Below are 9,823 nucleotides of genomic sequence, written 5' to 3' on the forward strand. Positions count from 1 at the left end.
CGATTTGCAAGCCAGCAGCCCGCCCCGGGAGAACGCTGCCCCTTCCGAGGYCGTGCCATCACGGGACGGCCCGGCCTTCTTGCTGGACCAGCCGGCCGGCCCGCGCGAGCGCCGCCATGCGCTGATCGTCGCCGGCCTGTCGGTCGCCGTGTTCGCGGCCCTGGTGCCCTTCGCCAAGCTGAAGCTGGCACCGGTGCCGGCCTTCATCCCCATCTACGAGTCGGCCCTGGTGCTGACCGACCTCATCACCGCGGTGCTGCTGTTCGGCCAGTACCGCATCCTGCGTTCCCAGGCCCTGATGGTGCTGGGCTGCGGCTATCTGTTCACCGCCGCGATGGCGACGGCGCATGCGCTGAGCTTCCCGGGCCTGTTCAGCCCCAGCGGCCTGCTCGGCGCCACGACGCAGACGACGGTCTGGCTCTACATGCTGTGGCACGGCGGCTTCCCGTTCTTCGTGCTCGGCTATGTCGTGTTGAAGAATCGGCCGCACATCGCCATGCCGACCCTGACCTGGCCGGCGCTCACGCTGCTGGCCGGCGCCGGCTGCATCGCGCTGACGACGCTGGGCCACGCCTGGCTGCCCGACCTGCTCGTGGGCGGGCGCTACTCGCTCTCCTTCCAGATCGCCGTCGGCAGCGTCTGGGCTTTCAGCCTCGTCGCCCTGCTGGCCCTGTGGCGCCAGCGGCCGCGCACCGTGCTGGACCTGTGGCTGATGGTGGTCTGCCTGACCTGGCTGTTCGACATCGCGCTGTCGGCCATGCTGAACGCGGCGCGCTTCGACCTGGGCTTCTATGCCGGCCGCATCTTTGGCCTCTTGGCCTGCTCGGTCGTGCTGCTGGAACTGCTGCTGGAGAACAGCACGCTGTATGCGCGCCTGTTCAAGGCCTACGAAGCCGGCCACCAGCAGGGCGAGGCCCTGGCCATCGCACGCGACGAGGCCGAGGCCGCCAACGCCGCCAAGAGCCTGTTCCTGGCCAGCATGAGCCACGAGATCCGCACGCCGATGAACGCCATCATCGGCCTGACCAACCTGGTGCTGGAGACCCGGCTGGACGCGCGCCAGCGCGACTATCTCGGCAAGGTCCAGACCTCGTCCAAGGCCCTGCTGACCCTGCTCAACGACATCCTCGACTACTCCAAGATCGAGGCCGACAAGATCACGCTGGAGGCCGAGGAGTTCAGCCCCGAGGAGCTGATCGAGAACGTCGGCCACCTGTTCTCGGCGCGGCTGGAGGAGGCCGGGCTGGACCTGCTGTTCGAGTTCGACGAACTCCTGCCCCATCGCCTGGTGGGCGACAGCCTGAGGCTGACGCAGGTGCTGAACAACCTCGTCGGCAACGCCATCAAGTTCACGCCGCGCGGTGAGATCGTCGTGCGGGCCGACCTGATAGGCGAGCACGACGGCCGCATGCGGCTGCGCATCAGCGTGCGCGACACCGGCATCGGCATGACGCCCGAACAGGTCGGGCGCCTCTTCCAGGTCTTCGGCCAGACCGACGCGTCCATCGCACGGCGCTACGGCGGCACCGGCCTGGGCCTGGCCATCTGCAAGCGGCTGGTGGAGCTGATGGACGGCAGCTTCGAGGTCAGCAGCCTGCCGGACCAGGGCAGCACCTTCGCCTTCACCTGCGACTTCGGCAAAGCCGGTCCGGGCACCGGGCGCATCGACCTGCACCGCATCCGCGGCATGCGCACCCTCGTCATCGACGCCCAGCCCACCGAACGCCTCATCCTGCAGCAGATGCTGCAGAGCTGGCGCTTCCAGGTCGCGGTGGCCTCCTTCGGCGACGAGGCCCTGCACCGCCTGCGCCAGGCCGACCCCCAGCATCCCTATGAGCTGCTGCTGCTGGACTGGAAGACGGCGGGCGCGGACTTCGTCGACATGGCCCGCCGTATCGCGATCGAACGCGGGGCACCGCCACCGGCCGTCATCGCCTTGGGCAGCCTGCACGCGAGCGAGCGCGTCGCCGAGGAACTGCAGGGCCGGGCCGACACCCAGGTCCTCGTCAAACCCGTCACGCCGTCGCGGCTGTTCGACGCCCTCATGCAGTTGCAGCGCCAGGAGCAGGCGCCTGCCGCGGCCCCGGCAGGCGGCAGCCTGGCCGACATGGCCGAAACCCTGCACCCGCTGCACGGCGCGCGCGTGCTGCTGGTCGAGGACAACCCGGTCAACCAGCAGGTGGCCTGCGCCTTCCTGGAGCTGGTGAAGCTGGAAGTCGAGGTGGCCGAGAACGGGCTGGAAGCCATCGAGCGGCTCAAGCGCGAGCGCTTCGACGCCGTGCTGATGGACATGCAGATGCCCGAGATGGACGGCGTGACGGCGACGCGGCTGATCCGCGCCATGCCCCAGCACGCCCGCCTGCCCATCATCGCGATGACGGCCGGCGCGATGGAGCATGACGTGCAGGACTGTCTGGCCGCCGGCATGAACGCCCACGTCAGCAAGCCCATCGACCCGCGCCAGCTGGTGCGCACGCTGCTGGCATGGGTGACACCGCCCGCCCGCGCACAACGGGGTTAGGTGGGCTCCGGCTGGCGCTCGAAGTCCATGTCCCAGTTGACCTCCCAGGTCTGGCCACCATCGGCCGAGAAGGCCTGTTGCCAGTGCGGGCTGCCGGTGGTGGTGTTCGTCCAGCGGTAGCGCACGCGGATAGGCTGGCCACGCAACTCGTCGTCGCAGTAGAAATCGCCGACGCCGTCGTCAAAGCCACCGACGACGGGAGGTTCCAGACTGTGCGGGTTGCGGCCGTCCACCCACCAGATGGCCCATTGCTTCTTCGCCGGGTCGAAGGTGCGCATGGTCAGAGCGCGGTAAGTGCCGTCAGGCAGCTCCAGCACGTTGTCGTCGATGTTGCCGCGGCCATCGAGCACGGGCCACGTGCGGCAGCTGCCCTCGAAGCTCTCCCATTCGTCGCAGCCGAGCAGGCGTTCCTTGAGGCGGCGATGGCTGACCTTCCAGTGGCCGATGAAGAAGTCGAAATCCTGCGGTGTCGAAGTCGTGTTCATGGTGTTCAGAGGTGAAGAGCGGAACGGGCCGTGGGGGCGAGGCGCAGGGTCTGGGTCGGCCCGGCCAGCCAGGGTTGAAGCGACGTGGCGAAGTCACGCGACAGGGCCGCCCTGGCGTCATCGAACAGGGCCAGAGAGACCAGCACGTGTTCGCCTACGCGCACCGGCAGGCGCGGGAAGTTGTTGGGCGTGGCCTCGGTGACATACCAGGCCAGCTGCCGGGCACCGGCCGCGCGCAGCGCATCGCTGAGCGCGCCACGGGCAAGGCCCAGCAACTCGGCGCCAGCCGGCGCTTTCAGGTGGAAGACCGTCGCCAGCAAAAGGCCGGGCGGCAGCGCCGTCGCACCGCGTTCCGCACGGGGCCGGTCCGGCTCAGGCAGCGCGGCGCCGCCCCAAGCCGGACGCAGCAGCAACACGTTGTCGGAATCGATCATGGTCGCGTTGGCCGTGTTGCGGTGCTGGGCCCAGGCCGGACCGCCATAGAAGGCTGGCAGGCTGGCGCCTCGCGCGGCCATGTCGGCAAAGCCGCGCAGCCAGACAAAGCGGTCAGGTCCGTCGAGATCGCGGAACTGGCCGATCACGCGGATGCCCACGGCTTCCTGCGGCTCGACGAATTCACGCTCGAAGAGCTCGATCAGCGTGTCGCGTTGGCCCGGGTGCAGGGTGTACTGGCGCAGTTCGACGACCTGACAGTCCGGCGCGGCGGGCGGTGTGGTTTCGAGAGGGAGAGGCATGGCTCAGAGTCCACGGAGTTCAAGGTCCGTGCAGTCTGCGCCGCAATACATGTCAGTTCATGGCATGTATTTGAACGGCCCGCAAATCATTCTTCCGCGGGGATGGGCAGCACCAGGCCACGCTTGAGCACGCCCATCGCGACCTGGGTCGTGAAGCGGCGCACATTCGGGTTGTCGGCCAGCAGCCTCGCCATCAGCGCCTCGTAGGCGGTCGCGTCGGTCGCCGTGACGACGAGGACGAAATCGGCCTCGCCGGTCACGTAGAAGGCCTGCTGCACGGCGGGCTCGCCATCCAGCCAGGCGCGCAGCCCGGCCATCAGCTCGGGCCGCTCGCTCTCGACCTGCAGGCCGGCGATGAAGGTCGTCGGCCGTCCGACCTGCGCCGCGTCCAGCACGGCGATCTGCCTGACGATGACGCCCTGCTCGCGCAGGCGCTTCAGCCGGCGCTGGATGGCCGAGGCCGACAGGCTGACGTGTTCGGCCAGTTGCTCGGCGGTCAGCGCGGCGTCCTGCTGCACCAGGGTCAGCAACTGGCGGTCAAAGCGGTCCAGCTCGGTCATCGTCGGAAATTGCGGCCAAACGGCAAGGGGGCGCCGCATCTTGCCGGATTTCGTCGCGCGCCTCTTCCTAGCATGGGCGGCTTCCCAACAGGAGTTCTTCCCGATGATCGACCATGTGTCCCTGGGCACCCGCCGCTATGCCGATTCAGTGGCCTTCTACAGCCGCGTGCTCGCACCGCTGGGCATGGGCCTGCTGCGTGACACCGGCAGCGAAGCCGCCTTCGGCACGCCGGAGCGCTGGTGCTTCTTCCTCTATCCGGTGCCGGAAGACGAGGCCGTCACGGCGCGTGGCGCCCATATCGCGCTGGGTGCGCCGGGCCGTGGTGCCGTGGCCGCGACCCATGAGGCGGCACTGGCCGCCGAGGCGCGCGACATCTTCACGCCGCGCGCGCGGCCCGACATCAGCGAGACCTATTTCGGCGCGATGTTCCATGATCTCGATGGCCACCGCATCGAGGTGCTGACGAACGCGACCTAGGTCTCGAACTGCGCGCGCAGCCACCGCTCGAAATGCGAGACCGGCGCGTCGGCCGGCGCCAGCAGCCAGTAGCTGTCGGGGCCTTCGACGACGGTGCCGAAAGGCGCCAGCAGTTCACCGCGTTCGCACAGCTCGCCGAACAGCAGCGGTGACAGCAGGGCCACCCCCAGGCCCTGCACGGCGGCACGCGCCTCCAGCTCGTAATTCGGGAAACGCGTCGCGACAAAGCTCGGCTTGGCGCTCGGCCGGCCCGCCGCCTGCAGCCAGGCCGGCCAGCGCGGATCAGGGATCCAGGGCAGCGCAAGCAGCGTGTCGACGCTGCAGCCCGCCCCATCCGCCAGCAGGCGCGGGCTGAGCATGGGCGTGCCCTGCTCGGCCAACAGCCGCGTCGCCCGATAGCCGGGCCAGGGGCCGCTGCCGCTGCGGATGGCGACGTCGAAGCTGCCCGCCGGCGACAGGCCCTGGCCGGCATCCAGCGCAATCGCGTCCGCGCCGGGCAGGGCCTGGTAGGCGGCCAGCCGCTGCACCAGCCAGCAGGCGGCAAAGGTGGGCGCGCAGGTCAGCCGCAATGGCGGCCGGGCACGCCGGCAGTCGTCGACGGCCGTGCGCATCAGCGCGAGCGCCTGCTCGACGCCCGCCGCCAGTGCCACGGCGCGCTCCGTCACGATGAGCCTGGGGCCATGGCGGCCGAACAGCTTGACGCCCAGCTGATCCTCCAGCGAGCGCATGCGCTGGCTGACCGCCGTCGGCGTGATCGCGAGTTCGTCGGCGGCGCGCGAGAAATTGCCGTGCCGCACGCAGGCCGCGAGCACGCGCAAGGACTCCAGCGGCAAGGTAGACGAAGTCATCTGAAGCGCAGCTTCAAGTGAGGTTCAGCATTCATCGTTTTGAGCGACGCGGGGGGCTTCCTAGAGTCGGCGCTGTTCACTCCAAGGACCAGCTCCCATGACCCCATCATCCGTCCGAAACACGGCCCTTGCCCTGCTCGCCTGGGCGGCCGCCCTGCCCTCGCTCGCGGCCGATGCCGCCGCGCCGCCCGGCTACACGACGGCCCGCCAGGGCGACGCCCACGACTTCGACTTCCTCGCCGGGGCCTGGTCCACCGTGCAGCGCCGGCTCAAGGCGCGCAACGTCGGCAGCCAGGACTGGGAGGCCTTCCCGGCCAGACTGTGCATGACGCATTACCTGGACGGCATCGCCAACGTCGATGAGCTCTACATGCCGACGCTGGGCCGCCGCGGCCTGACGCTGCGCAGCTTCGATACGCAAAAGCGCCAATGGTCCATCTTCTRGGTCGCCACGCCTTCGGGCAAGTTCGATCCCAACCCCGTCGTCGGCGGCTTTGCCGGCGGCAAGCGCGGCGAGTTCTATACCGAGGACCTGGACGGCGACAAGGCCATCAAGGTGCGCTACACCTGGGAGAACCTGGACCCCGACCACGCCCGCTGGTCCCAGGCCTTTTCCTATGACAACCGGACCTGGGAGACGAACTGGACGGCCGACTTCACGCGGGCCGATCCGGCCCAGGTCTGCGACCAGGGCCGCCCGCGGCGGTCCTGACATCCGGCACCTATCCCTCTTTCGGGGGAGATGGGGTGGGTGCCCCCCCCACGCCATCCCCTCGGCTCCCCCCTCGGAGCGATATTCCCGGCGGCGGCCGGCGCCGAAACTGCTTCCATCAACAGGAGACAGCCATGACCGCCAGCCGCACCGCCGAACTGATCAGCCGCCTGCCGGGCTGGTTCGTGGAACACGCCCGCGTCACCGAGGAGAAGGCCCGGCGCCGCCGCGAAGTGCAGGCCAAGCGCTACGAGATCCTTTGCGGCGAGGAGGTCAAGGGCGGTTGGAGCCACACCATCGTCGAGTTCGCCAAGCGGCCTGCCGTTCCGCGCCCGGCCTCGGCGCCTGCGCCGACGCCCCTGCCCGCCGCCGAGCCGGCCCAGCGGGAACGCCGGGCCCAGCCCAGCGGTACGGAATGGCGGGAATTCCTGACGCCGGAAGAGCTCCGCGACCTGACCGGCCGGCGCTCGCTCAGCAGCCAGCTGGACGCCCTCAAGGCGGACCGCATCCCGCACAAGCTGCTGCGCAGCCGGCTGCTCGTCAGCCGCTTCCATGTGCGCGAATGGCTGGCAGACCGCCTGCACGCCAAGGTGGGTGGCGGTGCCCAGTTGGCCATCATCGGCTGATGCTGCTTGAACCATTCGACGATGCACGACACATGAGGCTCGAAGCCCCCGGAATGGACAGGTTCAGCTCCCCGGCCCTCACGTCGTGCGCTAGTCCGTCGGCTTGACCCAGTGAGGGCTCTCCCAGGCTGGCACGCCCCATGAAACGGCCAGGGAATTCCTGCATTCGTGCGCCAGATTGAGCGCCAACAACTGGACCGTCCTGGCGTCTGCCTTGGCCTTCAGGGCTTCACCGAACCTGACCATGGCGCCCTCGACGCGGGCATCTTCAACCAGGGCCAGCTCCCCCCAGTACAGCGACCAGTAGCGGTCCAGGGCTTCGGCCTTCTTCTTCTCGTCCGCCGTGGTGGCAATGGTCGAGGCCAGGCGCGACGCCTCCTTGTACATGGCGAGCTGGTGCTCCAGAAAGGGTTTGCTGGCCTCGATACGCCGCGTCTCTGCCTGCGCCTTCTGGCCCACTGAAAACTGATAGACGCCCCAGGCGAATGTGCTCACGGCAATGGCCAGCGAGATCACCTTGACCGTCGTTTCGATGTTCAGCATGGGCTGTTCCTGGAGTCGCGTCGGCGAGGCTGCGGACCGGGACGATTCTGGATGCCTGCCGCGCTCCGCCAATCCGCAAACCTGCGGATGCCTGCAGGCGTCGCCGAAACGCGCGAAAAGGCCCAGAAACGACAAAGCCCGCACTTGGCGGGCTTTGCTGAGTCCTTCACAGGACTCCTTATTTCTTGGTTGCGGGGGCAGGATTTGAACCTACGACCTTTGGGTTATGAGCCCAACGAGCTACCAGACTGCTCCACCCCGCGACTGAAGCTAGCAGTATATACGAGTTTTGGGCTTGCCGGCAAAGGTCGGGCGGACTTTGTTCTGGGTGGCGAGGCCGGGCGCGCCAGGTCGGCGATGAGATGAGGCGCGCTCAGAAGGGCAATTGGGCGCCGCGGGCCTGCAGCCGGGTGCGCAGGTGCGAGCGGGCGCGCGACACGCGGCTGCGCACGGTGCCGATGGGCACGGACAGCAGGGCGGCGGCGTCCTCGTAGCTCATGTCGTCCATGGCGACGAGCAGCAGCACCTCGCGCATCTCGGGCATGAGGCCGTCCAGTTCCGTCTGCAGCAACCCCATCAACTGGTTCAGATGGCATTGCTGCTCGGGGTTGGCGTGCAGGCAGGGGGTGGCCTCCAGCGCCGTCTCGTCCTCGAAGCGATAGAGCCGCGACGGCGCCCGCGACAGGTGGTTGCGCACCAGGTTCATCGCGATGCCGTAGAGCCAGGTCGACAACTGCGACTCGCCACGGAAATGCTCGAAGGTGCGTGCCGCCTCGACGAAGGCCTGCTGGGCCAGCTCCTCCGCCTCGGTGCTGTCGCCGATATGGCGCAGCACGAAGCGGTAGAGACGGTCGCGGTGTTCGCCGAACAGCTCCGAGAAGATGACGTTGGGGTCGACTGCTGCGGCGTGGCGGATCGGTTGGCACTGGGGCTGCATGGCGGGCTCCGAGCGGGTTGAGCGACCGAAGTGGCCGCCTTGTTGGATCAGACGCCGCCACGCCGAAGCTCGCGACAAGCCAAACCCGCCCTACCCCACATTTACGGGCATGGGTTTACCCCTGAGCCCGTGAACTACATCACGAACTCAATGCGAACCCTGGCTGAGCAGGGTCCGCAGCCGCGCGGCGAGCGCGTCGGCATCCGCCGGCGGCAGCCGGAAGTCCGGGGCCAGGGCCTCGTCCAGCGCCTGGCGCCGTTCGATGCCAAGCGAGGCTGGATCCAGGCCCAGGCCTTCGGCGACACGCCGGAAGCGCCAGCCCAGCATGACGGCCGAGAACTCGATCTGCGCCAGATGGCACTGGGCCATCAGCAGGCTCTGCGCCGACTCGGCACAGGCCACCGCGTGCCGCACGGTGCGCGACTGCAGCAGGCGACGCGAGCGCTGGTTGAGCCGCCATTCCCGCTCGGCGATGGCGCTGGCCGCCTCGCCGAAATGCTCGCGCAGCGCCGCGACGAAGAGGCGCCCGATCTCTTCCGAGACCGCGCCCGCCGGCGTCGGGCCGCCATGCACTTCCAGCTGCCCTTCCACCTGATTGGCCCACAGCAGAGGACCGACGGACGCGGCGCTCGTGAAGGCGTCCAGCCGGGGCGCTTGGGGCGTCGCCTGCAAAGGGGCGACCGGGGCTTGGGTGGGGTTCAGAACGCGGTCCAGAGTCGGCGGTGAATGCCGGCCCTCGACTGCCGGCACTCCATAGGTAACCGCGACAGCAGCGAGGTTCCGCGAGCGCCGGCTATTTGACGGCTTCGACGCTGAAGACCGCGGCGCCGTAGTCGGCTGCGCAATGGGCATGGCCGCAGTCCGGCTGGCCCAGCAGCCAGCTTGGCGAGCCCGCGGCCGCGCCGCCGGCCGGCCCCTGGGCCGGCAGCGTCAGGAAGCCATAGCTCGGGTCCTTCTCGGTCGACCAGGGGCGGAAGGTGCGCGGCTCGGCGGCCACGAGGACGAAGAAGTGCTCCAGCCCCGGCGGGTCGCTGGCCTTGAGCGGCCAGTTGGCACCGGGCAGGCGCATCGTCTCGCCCACACCGATATGGTTGTTCTTGGCCTTGTCGTTGGGATAGAGCTGGACCAGGCCGCCGTCGGGGTCGCTCAGCAGCACATAGACATAGCCTTCGCGAGTCGAGCTGATGCTGAAGCGCAGCTCGTCGCGGTCGATGCGCAACTTCGGCCGCTCGGCCTCGGCGTGCACGTCGAAGCCCTCGCTGTGCCGCGCCACCAGCGAGCGGAACTGGCTGGGCAGATCGCGCGCCACAGGCTCCGCCGGCACGGGCGCCGGCGCCGGGGCGGGCGCTGCCACGGGCGCTGCGGCAACGGGCTCGGCC

The 9,823-nt window shown here is 69.0% G+C and carries 12 protein-coding genes and 1 tRNA gene; 4 read left to right on the forward strand and 9 right to left on the reverse strand.

Annotated elements, in window-relative coordinates:
* Positions 1-52: 52 nt before the first annotated feature.
* On the forward strand, positions 53-2,521 hold the full coding sequence (locus AC1DW3_RS28790) for a response regulator (RefSeq protein ID WP_477937372.1): 2,469 nt from the start codon (positions 53-55) through the stop codon (positions 2,519-2,521).
* Here AC1DW3_RS28790 and AC1DW3_RS28795 read toward each other — a convergent pair.
* The 3 genes from AC1DW3_RS28795 to AC1DW3_RS28805 all read right to left on the reverse strand — a co-directional run bounded on the left by AC1DW3_RS28795 (position 2,518) and on the right by AC1DW3_RS28805 (position 4,300).
* Positions 2,518-3,006, reverse strand: a complete 489-nt coding sequence (locus AC1DW3_RS28795) for a DUF1579 domain-containing protein (RefSeq protein ID WP_477937374.1) — start codon at positions 3,004-3,006, stop codon at positions 2,518-2,520. The genes AC1DW3_RS28790 and AC1DW3_RS28795 overlap by 4 nt on opposite strands.
* Positions 3,007-3,011: 5 nt before the next feature.
* Entirely contained in the window at positions 3,012-3,740 is a 729-nt protein-coding gene (locus AC1DW3_RS28800) for an NIPSNAP family protein (RefSeq protein ID WP_477937376.1), read from the reverse strand.
* Between the two features lie 86 nt (positions 3,741-3,826).
* Entirely contained in the window at positions 3,827-4,300 is a 474-nt protein-coding gene (locus AC1DW3_RS28805) for an Lrp/AsnC family transcriptional regulator (RefSeq protein ID WP_477937378.1), read from the reverse strand.
* Between the two features lie 103 nt (positions 4,301-4,403).
* On the opposite strand from AC1DW3_RS28805, the gene AC1DW3_RS28810 reads away from it, so the two are divergent.
* Positions 4,404-4,778 carry a VOC family protein gene (locus AC1DW3_RS28810; protein ID WP_477937380.1) on the forward strand — a complete coding sequence of 125 codons (375 nt, stop codon included), beginning with the start codon at positions 4,404-4,406 and terminating at the stop codon, positions 4,776-4,778.
* Here the strand turns inward: AC1DW3_RS28810 and AC1DW3_RS28815 are convergent.
* Complete coding sequence (locus AC1DW3_RS28815) at positions 4,775-5,626, reverse strand: LysR family transcriptional regulator (protein WP_477937382.1); 852 nt, start codon at positions 5,624-5,626, stop codon at positions 4,775-4,777. The two genes, AC1DW3_RS28810 and AC1DW3_RS28815, sit on opposite strands and share 4 nt — an antisense overlap.
* Positions 5,627-5,723: 97 nt before the next feature.
* Here AC1DW3_RS28815 and AC1DW3_RS28820 point away from each other — a divergent pair, with 97 nt between their 5' ends.
* Entirely contained in the window at positions 5,724-6,338 is a 615-nt protein-coding gene (locus tag AC1DW3_RS28820) for a hypothetical protein (RefSeq protein ID WP_477937384.1), read from the forward strand.
* A gap of 134 nt (positions 6,339-6,472) precedes the next feature.
* A complete protein-coding gene (locus AC1DW3_RS28825) occupies positions 6,473-6,964 on the forward strand; it encodes a DUF4224 domain-containing protein (RefSeq protein ID WP_477937386.1) in 492 nt (163 codons plus the stop codon).
* Positions 6,965-7,054: 90 nt separating this feature from the next.
* Here AC1DW3_RS28825 and AC1DW3_RS28830 read toward each other — a convergent pair whose 3' ends face one another.
* From AC1DW3_RS28830 to AC1DW3_RS28850, 5 genes are all read right to left on the reverse strand, one after another.
* Complete coding sequence (locus AC1DW3_RS28830; protein WP_477937388.1) at positions 7,055-7,507, reverse strand: hypothetical protein; 453 nt, start codon at positions 7,505-7,507, stop codon at positions 7,055-7,057.
* Positions 7,508-7,693: 186 nt separating this feature from the next.
* Positions 7,694-7,770 (reverse strand) — tRNA-Met (locus AC1DW3_RS28835).
* A 110-nt stretch (positions 7,771-7,880) separates the two neighbouring features.
* Positions 7,881-8,444, reverse strand: a complete 564-nt coding sequence (locus tag AC1DW3_RS28840; RefSeq protein ID WP_477937390.1) for an RNA polymerase sigma factor — start codon at positions 8,442-8,444, stop codon at positions 7,881-7,883.
* A 147-nt stretch (positions 8,445-8,591) separates the two neighbouring features.
* Positions 8,592-9,116 (reverse strand): hypothetical protein, encoded by a 525-nt coding sequence (locus tag AC1DW3_RS28845; protein WP_477937392.1) that lies wholly within the window; start codon positions 9,114-9,116, stop codon positions 8,592-8,594.
* A gap of 121 nt (positions 9,117-9,237) precedes the next feature.
* Positions 9,238-9,823 (reverse strand): DUF4384 domain-containing protein (locus tag AC1DW3_RS28850; RefSeq protein ID WP_477937394.1); only part of this gene is annotated, 586 nt, incomplete at its 5' end.

The sequence above is a fragment of the Roseateles sp. P2_H4 genome (assembly GCF_056403315.1).

What these genes read in the sequence shown, in the direction of transcription:
- AC1DW3_RS28815 (WP_477937382.1), bottom strand. Translation starts at nt 5,626, where the DNA reads ATGACTTCGTCTACCTTGCCGCTGGAGTCCTTGCGCGTGCTCGCGGCC.
- AC1DW3_RS28805 (WP_477937378.1), bottom strand. Translation starts at nt 4,300, where the DNA reads ATGACCGAGCTGGACCGCTTTGACCGCCAGTTGCTGACCCTGGTGCAG.
- AC1DW3_RS28800 (WP_477937376.1), bottom strand. Translation starts at nt 3,740, where the DNA reads ATGCCTCTCCCTCTCGAAACCACACCGCCCGCCGCGCCGGACTGTCAG.
- AC1DW3_RS28825 (WP_477937386.1), top strand. Translation starts at nt 6,473, where the DNA reads ATGACCGCCAGCCGCACCGCCGAACTGATCAGCCGCCTGCCGGGCTGG.
- AC1DW3_RS28830 (WP_477937388.1), bottom strand. Translation starts at nt 7,507, where the DNA reads ATGCTGAACATCGAAACGACGGTCAAGGTGATCTCGCTGGCCATTGCC.
- AC1DW3_RS28810 (WP_477937380.1), top strand. Translation starts at nt 4,404, where the DNA reads ATGATCGACCATGTGTCCCTGGGCACCCGCCGCTATGCCGATTCAGTG.
- AC1DW3_RS28795 (WP_477937374.1), bottom strand. Translation starts at nt 3,006, where the DNA reads ATGAACACGACTTCGACACCGCAGGATTTCGACTTCTTCATCGGCCAC.
- AC1DW3_RS28840 (WP_477937390.1), bottom strand. Translation starts at nt 8,444, where the DNA reads ATGCAGCCCCAGTGCCAACCGATCCGCCACGCCGCAGCAGTCGACCCC.